General features: G+C 36.9%; 17 protein-coding genes. 3 read left to right on the forward strand and 14 right to left on the reverse strand.

Translation table 11 applies throughout. The annotated features are described in order from the left end of the window. Positions 1-4 precede the first annotated feature (4 nt). Positions 5-214 carry a hypothetical protein gene (locus tag ACVWY7_RS02800; protein WP_000910286.1) on the reverse strand — a complete coding sequence of 70 codons (210 nt, stop codon included), beginning with the start codon at positions 212-214 and terminating at the stop codon, positions 5-7. Between the two features lie 855 nt (positions 215-1069). Here ACVWY7_RS02800 and ACVWY7_RS02805 point away from each other — a divergent pair. Further along, the gene (locus ACVWY7_RS02805) at positions 1070-1732 is read left to right on the forward strand and encodes a YitT family protein (RefSeq protein ID WP_001244510.1); all 663 of its coding nucleotides are present in this window, start codon (positions 1070-1072) and stop codon (positions 1730-1732) included. A 31-nt stretch (positions 1733-1763) separates the two neighbouring features. Here ACVWY7_RS02805 and ACVWY7_RS02810 read toward each other — a convergent pair whose 3' ends face one another. Beyond that, positions 1764-2597, reverse strand: a complete 834-nt coding sequence (locus tag ACVWY7_RS02810; RefSeq protein WP_001256873.1) for an EcsC family protein — start codon at positions 2595-2597, stop codon at positions 1764-1766. Between the two features lie 167 nt (positions 2598-2764). Here ACVWY7_RS02810 and ACVWY7_RS02815 point away from each other — a divergent pair, with 167 nt between their 5' ends. Next, positions 2765-3199 (forward strand): NUDIX hydrolase, encoded by a 435-nt coding sequence (locus ACVWY7_RS02815; protein ID WP_326969436.1) that lies wholly within the window; start codon positions 2765-2767, stop codon positions 3197-3199. A 23-nt stretch (positions 3200-3222) separates the two neighbouring features. Here the strand turns inward: ACVWY7_RS02815 and ackA are convergent, their stop codons facing one another. The 5 genes from ackA to ACVWY7_RS02840 form a co-directional block, all read right to left on the reverse strand. After that, positions 3223-4416 carry an acetate kinase gene (ackA, locus tag ACVWY7_RS02820; RefSeq protein WP_000034579.1) on the reverse strand — a complete coding sequence of 398 codons (1194 nt, stop codon included), beginning with the start codon at positions 4414-4416 and terminating at the stop codon, positions 3223-3225. A 299-nt stretch (positions 4417-4715) separates the two neighbouring features. Next, on the reverse strand, positions 4716-5702 hold the full coding sequence (locus ACVWY7_RS02825) for a class I SAM-dependent methyltransferase (RefSeq protein ID WP_000084347.1): 987 nt from the start codon (positions 5700-5702) through the stop codon (positions 4716-4718). Positions 5703-5901: 199 nt separating this feature from the next. Next, positions 5902-6402 (reverse strand): thiol peroxidase, encoded by a 501-nt coding sequence (gene tpx, locus ACVWY7_RS02830; RefSeq protein WP_000024529.1) that lies wholly within the window; start codon positions 6400-6402, stop codon positions 5902-5904. 134 nt (positions 6403-6536) lie between these two features. Next, positions 6537-6932, reverse strand: a complete 396-nt coding sequence (gene ytfJ, locus ACVWY7_RS02835; RefSeq protein WP_000350005.1) for a GerW family sporulation protein — start codon at positions 6930-6932, stop codon at positions 6537-6539. Between the two features lie 12 nt (positions 6933-6944). After that, complete coding sequence (locus ACVWY7_RS02840) at positions 6945-7583, reverse strand: DUF2953 domain-containing protein (RefSeq protein WP_000620649.1); 639 nt, start codon at positions 7581-7583, stop codon at positions 6945-6947. A gap of 205 nt (positions 7584-7788) precedes the next feature. Here ACVWY7_RS02840 and ACVWY7_RS02845 point away from each other — a divergent pair, with 205 nt between their 5' ends. After that, entirely contained in the window at positions 7789-8592 is an 804-nt protein-coding gene (locus ACVWY7_RS02845) for an NAD kinase (protein WP_000785171.1), read from the forward strand. 183 nt (positions 8593-8775) lie between these two features. Here ACVWY7_RS02845 and ACVWY7_RS02850 read toward each other — a convergent pair whose 3' ends face one another. The 7 genes from ACVWY7_RS02850 to ezrA all read right to left on the reverse strand — a co-directional run bounded on the left by ACVWY7_RS02850 (position 8776) and on the right by ezrA (position 17279). Further along, complete coding sequence (locus tag ACVWY7_RS02850; RefSeq protein WP_456523648.1) at positions 8776-10344, reverse strand: amidohydrolase; 1569 nt, start codon at positions 10342-10344, stop codon at positions 8776-8778. Positions 10345-10413: 69 nt separating this feature from the next. Next, positions 10414-10845, reverse strand: a complete 432-nt coding sequence (locus tag ACVWY7_RS02855; protein WP_000600363.1) for a VOC family protein — start codon at positions 10843-10845, stop codon at positions 10414-10416. Positions 10846-10947: 102 nt separating this feature from the next. Next, the gene (gene mbcS, locus ACVWY7_RS02860) at positions 10948-12534 is read right to left on the reverse strand and encodes an acyl-CoA synthetase MbcS (RefSeq protein WP_000817748.1); all 1587 of its coding nucleotides are present in this window, start codon (positions 12532-12534) and stop codon (positions 10948-10950) included. Between the two features lie 222 nt (positions 12535-12756). Next, positions 12757-12954, reverse strand: a complete 198-nt coding sequence (locus ACVWY7_RS02865) for an alpha/beta-type small acid-soluble spore protein (protein ID WP_000124488.1) — start codon at positions 12952-12954, stop codon at positions 12757-12759. Positions 12955-13034: 80 nt separating this feature from the next. Further along, complete coding sequence (gene thiI / locus ACVWY7_RS02870; RefSeq protein ID WP_000989285.1) at positions 13035-14249, reverse strand: tRNA uracil 4-sulfurtransferase ThiI; 1215 nt, start codon at positions 14247-14249, stop codon at positions 13035-13037. A gap of 6 nt (positions 14250-14255) precedes the next feature. Continuing rightward, on the reverse strand, positions 14256-15398 hold the full coding sequence (locus ACVWY7_RS02875) for a cysteine desulfurase family protein (RefSeq protein ID WP_000638967.1): 1143 nt from the start codon (positions 15396-15398) through the stop codon (positions 14256-14258). A gap of 168 nt (positions 15399-15566) precedes the next feature. Beyond that, a complete protein-coding gene (gene ezrA, locus ACVWY7_RS02880; RefSeq protein ID WP_000377289.1) occupies positions 15567-17279 on the reverse strand; it encodes a septation ring formation regulator EzrA in 1713 nt (570 codons plus the stop codon). Positions 17280-17433 lie beyond the last annotated feature (154 nt).

The raw sequence follows: 17433 nt of genomic DNA on the forward strand, positions 1-17433 counted from the left end.
CCCCTCAATTATTTTGGGTCATGCTTTTTTTGTCGTAACACGATTTACAATATATCTCTTGTGCTGTTTTCGCTAAACATACATCAAACGGGCCAACTAATATACTTCTTTCTTTCGGTAACTTTACAAAAGCAACTAGCTCTTCTTCATATTCAATCTTTTTCTGACATATAACACATGTTAATTCTTTTCTTTTGAACATGTCTTTTAGCATATCTTCACTTCCCCTTTCATCTATCTATATTAATATACTCTCATAATAGTTAAGACTTGTAAAAAAATGACACATTCCGAATTGAATCATTCATATACTATGTACAAAAGGAGGCCTTAAAAACTTATGCGCGCTTTCGTTATTATCGCTTTAACTTTTTTAAGTGTGATTAGCTGGGATGCGTTTTTTAAAGATACTAGTGATGAAAAAGATACAACTGAATAAAGCCATTTTTTCTTACTTATTGGACAAACCGTTAAAAAATGTCCAATTCTCCAAAATAACTTAGGCTTTTCTACAAAAATATTTAAACATAACAATTTTTGTAGATTTCCTCCGGTTATTGTCGGTTTCCATCCGCATACATTTTTTGAAAGTATGATATAATAATATAAATCTTGAAGGAAGGGATTTTGATATCATGATCGCTCGAAGGAGCATGTGGCATCGTATTGACGAATCATACACGTAGCGTATTTTCCAGCTCAGATACTTTAGTCTAGCGAAAAAAATACGAGAGTGGGGAAATTATGATTGCCCGAAGGATAATTTGGCAAAAAAAAGACTCTTCTTACACATAGTGTTTTGTTTAGGACTTAATTGTTACTAGCTAAACAAAACAAAGAAGAGCAGGATTGCTAAATGAAGAATCCTACTCCACGTTTTGTTTAGTCGTTTTAAGACTTAAACTAAAACGAAGGTAGGGAGAATTGATGGACGAGAGGATTATTCGTTATTTCTTCAGCGACATATAGCGTAGTTAGTTTTTTCGTAAACTAACTGAAAGCTACATGTGAGCTCGTAGTTAGTTTACAACACAAAAAGGACTACTAACTACGGAAAGAAGGAATAACGATGAGGAACATCCAAAGTCGACAAATTATTAAAGAAATTTTTATGGTTTTAATCGGTTCATTTATTTTAGCAGCAGCGCTATATCACATTCACTTCCAAAACCACTTAACAGAAGGTGGCTTTGTAGGTATTGCACTATTCATCCAAAATTTTTATGATATTTCACCATCTATTTCAACTGTAATTATGGATATCCCAATTATTTTACTGTGTGCTTCATTTTTAGGTAGAAAAATGGTTGGCTATTCATTCTTAGGTTCAATTTCATTCGGAGTATTTTATTCTCTTATGGAAAATTATTCTCCATTTACGGTCGATTTATCAAACAATTTATTTATAGCTGCAGTAGTTGGCGGTGCGTTAGCTGGTATTGGACTCGGTTTTATATTGCGATTTGGCGGTGCAACCGGCGGAGACGATATTTTAACAATTGTATTAAGTAAAAAAACACGTTTTACAATTGGGCAAATTTTCTTCGTCTTTGACGCGATTGTTCTTGCGCTTTCATTATATTATTTAAATTGGACGGAAATTGCTTTTACTATTCTTTCGATTGCCGTACAGGCAAAAACATTGGATTTAATTTATTATCCAAAAACAGAAAAAGCAGAAGAAAAGCAACCAGTATCTATTCCAATGTCCAAAAAGCATGCAACAAATTAAAAAAGCGAAAGGCCTCGGCCTCTCGCTTTTTTTATGCTCTTTTTTCCTTCTCGACTATGTGGCGCACTTGATAAAATCTATTTGCAAATTCAGTAACGTTTCTTGTTAAACGATAATTCACTGTAGACCCGATCGCCATTCCAATTACCGGAATACCTTGGAATAATTTACGACGAAGAGCATAAATCGAGAATGTTTTCAAAATTTGTTTTAAGATGATTTCAGTAGAAGCTGGTTGTAACACCGCTTCGTCTCCTTCGTAGAAGAAGGAATCTTCTTGTTCTAGCTCTTGCAGTAAATTGTACCAAGCGTATTGCTGAAGTCTTCCTGGTAGTAATGACGCATGAAATACCTTTAACGCAAGCATCATTTCATAAGGCTTGTTCACATCATGTCCAAATGATGTTGCAATAAGTTGAACAGCCTTCACATTTAACGCAATCATAACCGGAAAATCAGCCGTTAATAATAATAAACCTCCAGCACCTGTTGCTCCGCCTTGTACGAATGAATATAGACGATGACGAGCTGTTTGCTGCTCTGCTATGTATGTTAATTGATCGATAGATAATGCTTTTAAATCTTCTAGTTGCTCAATCGATTCATTAAATAATCTCGATGTCCCTAAAATACGATTACGCGCCTCTAACTGTGATTGTGAACTTTGAATCAATGCATGCAAATGAAAGAGCCATCCATCTGCTTTCGTAAAGAAATCTTTTCGTTTTTTCTCAGGTAATTTCGCAATTGTAGTATGTACCCATTTATCAAACATTCTTTGAAAATCGGTCGCTTCTTGCTCAACTAATTGCGATTCCCATTCTTTTATATTGTCTAAAATGGCTTGTTCTCGCTTCGATCGCATCGTAACAACCACCTCGTTCGATTTTTTTCTATTGTAACATATTTGTAAATGCGCTTGTATATCGTGTCTCCCTTATTTATAGCATATATCGGCGTTCATGTTACCAATTTCTACTTATCTACATTATAATCATCCTTATATAAAACACATAAGGAGCGATTATACATATGTATCCACAAGTAAAAGCTTTTGGAATTGCTATACATCATGATCGACTTCTCGTACAAGAATATCATACAAGTGATGAAACATATTACCGGCCTCTTGGCGGTTCAATTGAACTTGGTGAAAAATCAGCACATACTGTTATTCGTGAATTTCAAGAAGAGCTTCATACAGAAGTGGAAATTACCGATTATTTAGGTTGCTTAGAAAACATTTTTCATCTTGATGGAGAAATTGCTCATGAAATCATTCAACTATATTCTTTACGTTTATTAGACACGTCACTATATGAAATGGAATTACTGAATATACAAGATGAGCAAACAGTATCGTATGCGAAATGGATTCCCATTACAGCATTCATTCAGGAGAAAAAAGTACTATATCCAGATGGAATTTTAACATACATCAAAAAGAAAAAAGACGAAATCCTATAGGACTTCGTCTTTCTTTTCATATATTAACCGATGTTTCCAAGACGTAGTACGTCACGAGCAATCATAACTTCTTCGTCAGTTGGAATTACAATAATTTTTACTGGAGAATGTGGGAAGTTGATGAATGCTTCCTCACCGAATACGTTATTGCGTTTTGCATCGAAGTATACGCCCATGTACTCAAGGCCTTCTAATACGCGTTCACGAATAATCGCACTGTTTTCACCTACACCAGCTGTGAAGATGATTGCGTCTACACCTTTCATACGAGCAGTGTAAGAACCGATGTATTTGTGGATACGGCTTACGAATACATCAAGTGCTACTTTCGCACGGTGGTCGCCTTCTTCTTCTTTCGCAATGATGTCACGTAGGTCACTAGAGTAACCAGTAAGACCTAACATACCACTCTTCTTGTTTAATACGCTAACTACTTCTTCTACTGTTTGGCCTGTTTTTTCCATGATGTATGGAATTAACGCAGGGTCAATGTTACCAGAACGTGTACCCATTGTTACACCAGCAAGTGGAGTGAAGCCCATAGAAGTATCGATAGATTTACCGCCTTCTACTGCTGCGATACTTGCACCGTTACCTAAGTGACAAGAAAGTAAGCTTAAGCTCTCAAGTGGACGACCTAATAGTTCAGCCGCACGCTCAGTTACATATTTATGAGAAGTTCCGTGGAAACCGTACTTACGGATACCGAACTTTTCGTAGTACTCATACGGTAAGCTGTATAGGAATGCAGATTCCGGCATTGTTTGGTGGAATGCTGTATCGAATACTGCTACTGCTGGTACGTTTGGTAATACTTCTTGGAATGCTTTAATACCAACAACGTTTGCTGGGTTATGAAGTGGTGCTAAATCGCTTAATTCTTCGATATCAGCTAATACTTCATCAGTAATTAGAACAGAGTCAGCAAATTTTTCGCCGCCGTGAACAACACGGTGACCGATACCGCCAATCTCATCTAGAGATTTAACGATTCCGTTTTCAGTTAATTTTTTAAGAAGCATATTAACTGCTACTGCGTGATCTGGAATGTTTGTAATTTCTTTTTGTTTTTCGCCATCTACAGTAATAGTGAAGATACTATCTTCTAAACCGATACGTTCTACTAAACCTTTTGTTAATACTGTTTCACTTGGCATTTCAAATAATTGGAATTTTAAGGAAGAGCTTCCTGCGTTAATCGCGATGATTTTTGACATCTAGTCTTTCGCCCCTTTTTCTCTTGGTAGTTGTGTGGATGTTTCCACAAACCGCTCGATTTTATCTGATCAAATTTACTAAATATGAAAACGTTTCATCATTAGCAAATTTTATACTCACGATTTTAATTTAAACATCGTACGACATATATTTCAAGTGAAAAAATTGTAACACCAAGAAAAAAAATATATTACAGATTTCAAAAAAATTCAGTTAAATCTTGTATATATTTAAAAATATGACATATCATATAAAACTGTACTACATGAATTACTAACCCTGTTACATATACCTAACCTTATTTATGCGTTGCAAACCAAGTATTTAATTGGTCCATAATGTCCTCCATCGCCTTCATGTTGGAGAATTTAGGTAACTCCACTAATAACGCCTGTTTTGGCATCATTACACTAGGGCCTTTCTTTTGGAGAACAAATATACTTTTTGCATTTTTCTCGTTTTTAAACATGGAAACAGGTAGCTGTAATAAGCCTTGGATAAAACATGTTTCTTTAATAAACGCATGTAATTTTGGTGCTTCATCACTTTCAAAAATGAAGTTTGGTACTAGGAAGAATAAGTATCCGCCTTCTTTCGTATGTTTCACACTTTGTTCAATAAATAGGTGATGGGCATACGACATTCCTTCATCTGCTTTTAACTTATATTCACTTGCACCGATTTCATTTGGATAGTAACCAATCGGTAAGTCTGAAATAACTGCATCAACTGGATCGATATAAAGCGGTGCTAGTCCATCTTGATGGAAGAATTCGATTGCGTGCTTTTGTAAATTCGCATTTACTAAAGCAAGTTTAATTAGCACTTCATCCACTTCTACACCAAATCCACTCATTGTTAGTCCTTCTTTAGCGCTGTTAAACACTGTAGTCATTAAGTTTCCTGTTCCGATAGCAGGGTCTAACACAGTAATTTCATTTTGACCTTGCATAAATTTATGGAATAAGTAGCTCATGAACATACCAACTGCATCAGGCGTCATTTCGTGATTCGCTTGTACGCCTTCTTTCATTCCTTTTAAGATGGCTAACTGAAATGCTTTACGAATTTCTTCACCTTTATATGTTTCTTCATTAAACGTACTATATTCACGATTCAGCCTTTCAATTGCTGCTTCGGATAATTCCTCTTGTAAAATCGCTCCTTCAAACAAGTTATCACCTGTTTCTACAAGCGCCTCTAAATATGTTACATCTAATTCTTTACGTAAAACTACCGCAGAAGAATCAAAAATAGAAAATAATGTTTCTACTGTCTGACTCACGTACATTCCTCCTTCTCTCTTTTACACATAACTTATATCATACCATAATCTAATTTTTTCCCAAAAGAAAAAGCGACCTCTTTTTAAGAGCTCCCTTTTAAGTGATATATGATGTAGCATCTTCTCTCATATATCGGTTCCATAGCAATACATGAGAGAAGATGACCTCTTTCTTACAAAGAGGTCATCTTCCTTCACATTATTTTGCCGATTTAGCTGCTTCTAATGCTGCTTCATAGTTTGGATGGCTTGTACCTTCGCTTACGTATTCTACGTAAACTACTTTGTCATTGCTATCTACTACGAATACTGCACGAGCAAGTAAACGAAGCTCTTTCATTACTAAGCCGTAAGCTTCACCGAATGAAAGGTCACGGTGGTCAGAAAGTGTAACAACATTTTCTAAACCGTTTGCTGCACACCAACGTTTTTGAGCGAATGGTAAGTCAGCGCTAATTGTTAATACTTTCGCGTTTTCAATACCTGCTGCATCTTGGTTAAAACGACGTGTTTGTGCATCACATACACCTGTGTCGATTGAAGGTACAACACTAATTAATTTTACTTCGCCTTTGTATGTTTCTAAACTTACTGGAGATAAGTCATTTGCTAACACTTGGAAGTTTGGCGCTTGATCGCCAACTTTAACTTCTGTTCCAACTAAAGTCATTGGGTTACCTTTAAAAGTTACGTTTGCCACTTGAAAATCCTCCCTTATTTAAACAAAATATGTACAATGTAAATGATAGTTTGTCCCTATCGATAATGCAAATAAAATCGTTTTATTTACAAAAAAATTAAAGAAGCTAATCCATTGATCAGCTTCTTTATTCGTTAAATTTGAAATTCAGGATCATCTTCTTTTCGTTTATCCATCATTTCTTTCACTTTATCAACAGCTTGTGGCGCTAATTCAATTATTTTATCGATGACGTGTGTTTGCTTATCTAAGTGTAACACTTTTACGCCTTCTCCATTTATAACAAGAAAAGCAACAGGATTAATAGAAACTCCTCCACCGCTTCCCCCACCAAATGGATGGCGGCCTGAATGTTCTACTTTACCAAATTCACTTCCACCAGCAGCAAATCCGAAGCTAACTTTCGATACGGTAAGAATTACACTTCCATCTGCCGCTTTAATTGGATCGCCCACAATTGTATTTACATCAGTCATTTGTTTTAAATGCTGCATTGCAGTTGTCATTAAACCTTGAATTGGATGGTCCATTCTATATCCCCCCTATGCTTGAACAGATTTTTCTGTCGTACCAGATCTTTGTCTTCTCATAAACACGAGTAATTTCACTGCTGTTTTTATAGTACGGAATATACGAAAAGATGCTGTTAACTCACATCTTGATGCAAATCCTTTCCCTTGAAAAACAGGAGTAATTTCAAATTCTGGTACGTCAACAATATGCATATATTGTCCTACAACTCCAGCAGCCATTCCTTTTGTCCCCCATGCATATCCGGTGACAATTCCAGTACTAGCTGCATCTCCTGCACCAATTTGCGTGTGCCATTTCCAACCATTGATTTTCACTCTTTTGAGAAAATCTTTAACAATAGTATGAACCTCTTGAAGCCTTTTTATCAGTTCCCCTATACTATCAAGTTGTGCCATAATTTTATTATCAAGTCCGCCGTCCTCTTCAGCTTTTTCGATTTTTTGCCCTGTTTTCTTTTGCTGTTTCTCAATTCTTTCCAACACATCAAATGTATATCGAATCATCCATATTTTCACTTGAAGCAAACATTGCTTTTCCATTTCTGAATATAAAAATGTCACCTTAAGCTTTATTTTCGACAATAGTATAAACAAAATAAAAAGGAGAAGAATTATTATTCCAATTACGAGCCACTTCATACGTATCATCCTTTCACTCCGTACCCATTATCGACAACTTTATTCATCATTAAACAGCGTTTCATAAGATTGAATATAAAAATTTTTCTAAAAATAAAAAGGTATTTTGACAATTTATATCGAAATATATTATTTGAACATATCGTCAGAGAACGGACTCTAATGATATGTAGCACGAAGCATAGAAAATTTAACTGCAGTGGAGGGATACATAATGGCAGATCGTCGCAATTTATTTTTCTTTTATGGTGATGACAAAGCAAAGCTCGTTGAAAAAATGAAACCAATCTATCGTATTTTAGAAGAGAATGGATTCACCATATTAGATCATCCAAAAAATGCAAACGCTATCGTCAGTGTTGGAGATGATGCAACTTTCTTACAAGCCGTTCGTAAAACTGGTTTTAGGGAAGATTGCTTATACGCAGGGATTTCTACGAAAGATGAAATTTCATTCTACTGCGATTTCCATATTGATCACGTTGATACAGCCCTTCAAGAAATTACAAAAAATGAAATTGAAGTGCGAAAATATCCAACAATTGAGGTAGATGTAGATGGTAGCACATCTTTCCATTGTTTAAATGAGTTCTCATTACGTTCTAGCATTATTAAAACGTTCGTTGTAGATGTTCACGTTGATAATTTATATTTCGAAACATTTAGAGGTGACGGTTTAGTTGTTTCTACTCCAACAGGAAGTACAGCTTACAATAAATCGTTACGTGGTGCGGTTGTTGACCCGCTTATCCCTTGCTTCCAAGTAAGTGAATTGGCATCTTTAAATAACAACACATACCGTACACTTGGTTCACCGTTCATTTTAAATCACGAACGTACATTAACTTTAAAACTAAGACCAGACGGTAACGATTATCCTGTTATCGGCATGGATAACGAAGCGCTTAGCATTAAACAAGTGGAAAAAGCTGTTGTACGCTTAAGCGATAAACAAATTAAAACAGTTAAATTAAAAAACAACTCTTTCTGGGAAAAAGTACAGAGAACGTTTTTATAAGATTAAAATAACCGCAGAATTATGGTAGTCCATAATTCTGCGGTTATTTATTTACCCCGACAACAATCTCTCACTATCCGGGCAATATCCTTGTCAATTTTTGTAAGTAAGTCGATATATTTTAATAATCGCTCATATATTTCGAGTTACGGTCGATATATTCCGATAATCGCTCATATATTTTTACGAATCTTTTCTATAGACGACTTGGCCATCTATTACGGTCATTTCTGCCTGTACTTCTTTTATTTCTTCTGCCTCTATTTCAAAAATATCGCGGTCTAATATTGTAAAGTCTGCCTCATATCCTTTTGTAATTTGCCCTCGCTTCGCTTCTTTTCCGATTGCATAGGCACTTCCTGTTGTAAATAAAGAAACAGCCTCATATACCGTTAATCTTTCTTCTGGCATATAACATAAACCGTCAATAAAACTTCTACGTGTAACAGCGCTATATATACCTAGAAACGGATTTACTTGCTCGATCGGAGCATCAGATCCCCCGTTACAGTGTAATCCCGCTTCCAGTAACGTCTTCCAAGCATACGCATAACGAAGACGGTGCTCGCCTAGTTTTTCAATGACTGATGGAAAATCCGATGAAACAAAGACTGGTTGTATATCAATAATGACTTGCAAGTTTTTCATTCTTTCAATCAACTCTTCACGAGCAAGCTGGCAATGAATAATGCGGTCGCGTAATCCTTTTGCTGGCGGATACAATTCAAGCGCATCAATCACATACTGGAGCGACAAATCACCAATTGTATGAATGGCAACTGGCATATGTAAGTCTCGTGCTTTTTTCACTAACTCCGCAAGCTCTTCACGTGAGAAAATGGCAACTCCATTTGTTTCTCTCGCATCTTCATACGGTTCACTTAATAAAGCTGTTCTTCCGCCAAAAGAACCGTCAGAAAAAATTTTCATTGCCCCAAACTCAATATAATGCTCATTTTCATATTCCTTTCGTTCATGTGCTACTTCATGGTGAACGAGCAAATGTGCTTTAAATGGCATTTCTTTTATAACGTGAGAAAACGCATTATGCGTTTTTCTAAATCCACCGTAATAATTTAAATCTTCCGTATGCCCGCCAACAAGTCCATATTGCCAGCAGTCTTTAATTGCTGTTTGCAAAGCTCTTTGTAAGTAGGCTTCATCAATTTCAGGCTGGACATGTTTGATTAACTCTTGGCCTTGTTCATATAAAAGTCCTGTTAATTTATTGAATGAGTCCCGTCCAACTTTCCCGCCTTTTGGATCTTTTGTTGCTTCTGTTATGTTCGCTTCTTGCAGTATGTATGAGTTCACCCATGTAACATGGCGACAAACGCGCTTTAATAAAATGGGATGTTCTTTTGAAATTGCATCTAAATCTTTTGCGTGAACATCTTTCGTATCCTTAAAGTTATTTTCATTCCAGCCCTCTCCGATAATCCAAGAACCTTTCGGCGCTTCTTCTACTCGCTTCCGAACGAGAGTCAGCACTTCGCTATAAGATGTGCAATTTGATAAATCTAAACGAAGTAATCTCTCCCCGTGACCAATAAGATGCATATGGCTATCAACGAGGCCTGGAATCATCGTTTTGCCTTTTAAATCGTGCAATTTAGCCACAGCATATCGGTTTTCTAACTCTTCTTTCCTTCCATTATCAATGATCCTACCGTTTTCAACATAAATAGCTTCTACTTTTTCATTTTCTTCCCTCAGCGTGTAAATGTTGCCGCCATACCAAATTTCCCCCATATATTTCATCTCCTTTGTTTTATTGTATAAAAAAAAGCACCATTTCAAAACATGGTGCTTTTCTAAACATTACTTTTGTTCAGTAGTAGACGTTGTAACTTGCCATTCAATATTAAATTTATCTTTTACTTGTCCGTATGCTGGGCTCCAGAACGTTTCTTGAAGTGGCATAATAACTTCGCCACCTTCTTGTAACTTATCGAATACTTCTTTCGCTTTTTCCGCGTTACTAATTTGAATTGCGATTGTTACTTGAGATCCAATTGCATGCCCTTGACCTGGGAATGTATCAGAAATCATAAGATCCGTATTACCAACTTTTAAAGTAGCGTGCAAAACGCGCTCTTTCGCTTCAGCTGGAACCGGGTATTCTGGATTTTCAGGCATATCACCAAAAGTTTGCATGACTTCTACTTTTGCATCTAACGCCTCTTTATAAAACTGTACAGCTTCTTGCCCACTACCATCTAAAACTAAGTACGGATTAATACCTAAAATCATACGGACACCTCTTTTTTCAATTTATAAAAGCGAACTTGTGTTCGTTTTTATATTATCATTGTTTGCCATTTCATTCAACTATTTCCTTCACTGTTTTCAAATTTATTTTGACGGAATCTCCATCTCTTGTTTTCTAAGTTCAATACGGCGGATTTTTCCAGAAATCGTTTTTGGTAGTTCATCTACAAATTCAATTTTACGAGGGTATTTATATGGTGCAGTAAGTTCTTTGACGTGTTGTTGGAGTATTGGAATTAATGTTTCTTCGTTCTTTTCTATATTCTCTCTTAATACGATAAATGCCTTCACGACACTTCCGCGAATTTCATCAGGGCTTGCAACAACCGCACATTCTCTTACGTAAGGGTGCTTTACGAGCGCATCTTCTACTTCAAACGGCCCGATTGTATAACCAGAGCTAATAATAATATCATCACCGCGCCCTTCAAACCAGAAATAGCCGTCTTCATCTTTCTTCGCTTTATCACCGGTAATATAATAATCACCGCGGAATTGCATCGCTGTGCGCTCATCGTCTTTATAGTATTGTTTAAAGAGGGCTGGTGTTTCAATATGAACCGCAATATCACCAACTTCGCCTACCCTTACCGGCATACCTTCCTCATCTACAATATCAACGTGGTTGCCTGGCGTCGGTTTTCCCATTGATCCTGGTCTAATATCCATCCCTTTCATTACACCAACAAGCAATGTATTTTCCGTTTGCCCATAGCCGTCTCTCACTGTAATATGAAAGTGCTTTTGGAACGTTTCAATGACTTCTCTATTTAACGGCTCACCTGCGGATACAGCGCTATGTAACGCTTCTAAATTGTACTCGCTTAAATTTTCTACTTTTGCCATTAATCTATACTCAGTTGGCGTACAACAAAGTACATTCACCTTATTATCGTCTAATAAATTTAAATACGTTTTCGGTTCAAACTTACCGTGGTATACAAATCCTGTTGCCCCCGAGCCTAGAGTTGCTAAAAACGGGCTCCAAATCCACTTTTGCCAGCCTGGACTAGCTGTCGCCCATACAACATCATTCTCTTCAATTCCGAGCCAATTCGGAGCGCTTGTACGTAAATGAGCGTATGCCCACGCATGCGTATGAACAACACCTTTTGGATTTCCTGTCGTTCCTGACGTGTAAGATAAAAAGACCATATCTTCTTTATCTGTCTTCGCCATTTCTAACATGTCACTTTCTGTTTCTAACGCTGTTTTTAAATTGATCCATCCATCTACTGACTGCTCGCTCAGAACGAACTTTTGAAGGGATTCCATCGCTTCTATATCATCAAACTGTCCAATGTAAGGCTCATAACTTACGATTGCTTTTACTTCCCCGTGCCCAATGCGATATTCGATATCCTTTTTGCGTAACATTTCCGAACTCGGAATTACGACAAATCCTGCTTTAATCGCTGCGATATACGTCATGTACGCTTCAATTAAACGCGGCATCATAATGAGGAGCTTGTCCCCTTTTTGCAGACCACTCTTTATAAAAGCGTTTCCAATTTTATTTGCACCTTTCATTAACTCAGCGTATGTAACTTCTCGTCGATTCCCTTTATCATCTTGCCAAATTAAAGCAAGCTTCTCTTTATCACCTGTATATTTCTCTATTTCAGAAACTAAATTATAAGACGGTGGTGCCAACAATTCCTCTCTCTTCATAAACATCCTCCTTTTTCTTTATGCCTCCCTTATATAATAAAGAATTTTCTGTAAATTTTGAACCCTCATCTTTTGACAAATTTTTTAGTTCTGTCGAATATATCGAACACAACTTAGAATATATCAACGAAAAATTAAATATATCGACTTACCAACAAATAGCGTCGCAGCACAAAAAAGAAAGAGCGGGAGAACCCGCTCTTTCTAAGCCATCATATGGGATTATTTTTGGAAACCGCCTAATTGTTGCTCAGCTAGTGAAACTAGACGTTTAGTGATTTCGCCACCAACAGAACCGTTAGCGCGAGCTGTTGCATCAGCTCCAAGTTGAACACCAAACTCTTGAGCGATTTCGTATTTCATTTGGTCTAATGCTGATTCAGCACCAGGAACCGCTAATTTATTTGTGCTACGTGCCATGTTATATCACCTCCTTGTGAGTATAGAGTGTGATAAATAACATGACTTCATACACGGTTTATATATGGTAATTTATGGTTTTAGAAAAGTTCTTCGAATTTTTCTTCTTCCGCCACTACTTCAACTGTTTGTAATACCATTGTTTCTTTGTTCGCTACAGCTTCTTCAATTAATGGTGTGAAATCGTATTTCGCCTCAAAACGATTCGCTTTTTCACGCTTCGGCTTCGTCGCTGGACTTGCTGGTGTGAATACTGTACAGCAATCTTCGTACGGACGAATTGAAATATCATATGTGCCGATCTCTTCAGCGATTTTAATAATCTCTAATTTATCCATCGTAATAAGCGGACGAATAACTGGATAGTTTGTTACTTCGTTAATTGTATGCATACTATCTAACGTTTGACTTGCTACCTGTCCAAGACTTTCACCAGTCGTGATTGCTAGTGCGTTACGCTCCTCTGCGATACGCTCTGTAATACGCATCATCATACGGCGCATAACTGTCATTGAATAGCTAGATGGGATTTCTTTATTAATCGTTTTTTGCACTTCTGTAAATGGAACAAGGTGAAGTGTTACACGTTTACAGTATTTCGTTAATTCTTGTGCTAAATCGATTACTTTTTGTTTCGCGCGCTCACTTGTGAAAGGTGGACTATGGAAGTGAACTGCTTCCACAGATACACCGCGTTTCATCGTTAAGTACGCTGCTACTGGGCTATCAATACCGCCAGAAAGAAGCACCATTACTTTTCCGCCAACGCCAACTGGTAAACCGCCAGCTCCCATACGCTCATCGCACATAATGTAGCTATAACCACTGCGGATTTCTACACGTACATTTACATCTGGATTATGAACATCTACAGTAATATCTTCTGTATTTTCTAGAATATGTCCACCAATCTCAGGTAATAATTCCATCGTTCTCATTGGGAAATGCTTATAAGAACGGTGTACAGTAATTTTAAATGTTTTCACATCACCTTTTACTTGTAAGAAAGCTGCTAATGCACCTTTTTTAATGTCTTCTAATTCTGATGGTACTTTCATCGCTAAGTTAAACTTATGAATACCAAATACATCTTTCAATCTTTCAGATACCGCTTCATGATCTTCGCCATTTAATTGGATGTACATACGGTCATGTGTTGCATCGATTTTAATATTTGGGAATTTTTTCAGTTTGAACTTCACGTTATCTTTTAATGTGCTTACAAATTTAGAACGGTTCTTACCTTTAGTCGTCATCTCTCCATAACGAACTAAAATATATTCATATGTCATCATATTCCTTTACCTCATCACTTCATATAATTTTGGCATCGTCTCTTTCACAATACCTTCAAATTGCTTTACTTCTTCCATCGTATTTTCTGGCGCCAAACTAATGCGAATAGCACTTGCAGCAGCGGCATGCGGTACTCCCATTGACACTAACACTCTGCTCACTTCATTTGCTTTTGAAGAACAAGCAGATTTCGTTGATACATATACACCGTGCTCTTCTAAAGCATGAACGACCACTTCTGGTTTTAAACCAACAAATGATACATTTAAAATGTGCGGTGCTGCATATGCAAGCGACGTATTGATTGTTACATCATCCATTTCTTTAAAGAAACGGACAAGCTCTGCTTGTAAACTTTGCAAATGAGCTACTTTTTCTTTCACTTGTTCCATCGTCATGCGAAGTGCTTTCACCATCGCTACAATGCCAGGTAAGTTCTCTGTACCAGAGCGATACTTCAGCTCTTGTTGGCCACCTGATAAAATTGGATCTAACCTTACGCCATCACGTACGTAAAGAAGGCCTGTTCCTTTTACACTGTGGAATTTATGTCCAGATATTGAGCAAAGATCAATATGAGAAGCGTATAAACTAAGCGGTACTTTTCCTATCCCTTGTACATGGTCCACATGGAATCTTATTTTCGGATAATTCGATAATAACGTTCCAATTTCAGCAACGGGCTGAATTGCTCCAGTCTCGTTGTTCACGTGAATAATTGACACAAGAATCGTATCTTCACGAAGCGCTCGTTTTACATCCTCTACCGATACAACACCATGCTCATTAACCGGTAAATATGTTACATCAAAACCGAGATCTTCTAATTGTTTATATGCTTCAAACACAGACGCGTGTTCAATATTTGTTGTAATGATATGTTTACCGCGCGAACGATTCCTCATCGCTATCCCTTTAATCGCAAGGTTATTCCCTTCCGTTCCACCTGATGTGAAAATAATTTCAGAAGGTTTAACGTGAAGAAGCTGCGCTGCAATTGTTCTTGATTGTGTTAATAGACGCTCTGCCTCTCCTCCAAGCGAATGAATAGAAGAAGGATTCCCAAAATATTTCCCCGCAACCGTTACGTACGATTGAAGAGCTTCTGGATATGGCTTTGTCGTCGCACTATTATCAAAATAGATCATCGTTCTTCCCCTTTCAGCGCTGTCACATCATATAATCATATCACAAATACGTGTCATTACGCTAAGACTACTCAAAGGTTCCGTTATATTTTGAAACGAATAACCTTACTGTATTCCGCTATTCATTATAGCAACATCGCCTGCAAAATTACACAAAAAAACAAACCCTTATGAAAGGGTTTGTTCATTGTCTACATATTCAGCTATTTTTTGAACAACGCCAGGCTCAAGTTGCTCTAGTACAGAAGCCGCTTGTTCTAAAGCTGCATCGTATTGATATTCACGGAATAATTTCTCCGCATAATTTAAGCTCTCTGCAAGGTTCTCATCATGACTGCGGTAACGATTACCGTATTGAATTAATTTTTCAACTAAATACGCTTGTCCAATTAACTCTTCTGTCATTTCAGCTACACCATTAACAGTTGTGTAAGCTTCTTCTAAACTGCTATTTACAGCATTCATATTTAACGGCTTCACTTCTAATTGCTCATATACAGCTTGCATTGCCATTTGTCCTCTTTTTAAATCTTCCATAATACTCTCTGGAAGACCTGGCAAATTCGACTTTTGCATAAAGCGTTTCGTTTCAAAAATAGTATTTCGCATTTCTTGTAACTTCTCACGCGCTTCAAATTCTTCTTTACGCATCGTTTGCAGCATTTCTTTATATTCTGCATGAAGTACTTTTAATGTTTCACATTGCTCATAAATCTCTTCTAGTTCCTCACGGATAATAGAGAAGGCAATATCTTGTTCCGCAACGCGTAATTGTAGCATTTCAAAACGTTTCGTTAAAATGTGCATTTGCTTTTCAATTACTTTTTGAGACTCAATGTCCTTATCTTGTAACTGATAACTTTGTTTCACAAGTTGTGTTTCTGCTTTTGTTTCAATCGTTTCCGTGCGAATTTCTTCTAAATCTTCATAAACAGAAAGCGTTTTTTGCTCCACATAATGTCTCGCATGTACTTCTTGTTCCAGTTGATCGTAGAAACCATCTAAACGTGTTTTCAAGTTTTCTACTTTTTCAGCCGCTTCCGTTATGTGAAGCTCTTGTATATCTATTAAACATGTTTGTAGTTGTTTCGTCATATCGCGAACTTCTTTAGGGACTTCCAAATAATCTAATACATAACCTTGTCTTACCATATCATTATGTCCGTGTAATAAATCTTCCAGCTGAACTGGTAACGTCGCTTGACACTCTACCAATAAATCTGGAATTTGGTGAATAATGATTTCTAAATCTGCTAAACCTTCTTCCAAACTAATAACAATTTCTCTCGCTTTTAAATAGTCGCCATTGTTTGTTGCTTCTTCAAAGGTTTTAAATTTCTCAGATTCAGCGTCTAGCATCTCTTCGATTTTCTGCTCTGCTGCTCCATACATATGTCTATGAGCAAGAACACTCTTCTTCATACTACGATATGTATCACGTAACCCTTCAATTTCTGAGCTATTTTTTTCATGGCTTTCTAACAATTGCTGTAATTCATTTAAAATGTCTGTAATACGATTATCAGCGTCATCTAAACCACTTATGGATTCATTCATCGCATGCTTTGCTTTTCGGAAGGAGAATTGCGAGGCGAATTTTCGCGCTTGCGCTAAATCTTTGTCAGCTTTCGGAATCGTTGTTGATACAATTTCATCCCATTCTTCACGCCATTTACCAAACAGTTCTTCTGTTTGACCCGTCATATTTAAATCTTTCACCCGTTTTAGCTCATCTGCCACAGGTTTATCTTTTATCTCTTGTTTCCACTGCTCAAGTGCTTCAATATCTTTATATGAACGATTTCTTATCACAAGCTCTATCATGAGCAGCACTAGAATAGAGCTTACTACAATGATAACGATCGTCAGGATAGAATCCATGCAAAAAAGCCTCCTAGTTATATCTCTTTTTTTGTCCGTTCCGTTTATGAAATGGAAGGCATTATGTATAAAAAGGGAATTCCCCTATATTTAACAACTAACAATGTACTAATCATACCATGTAATGGCTTGTTTTTGACCTAGTTTTTTTTAA

The sequence above is a fragment of the Bacillus sp. TE9106W genome (assembly GCF_054062215.1).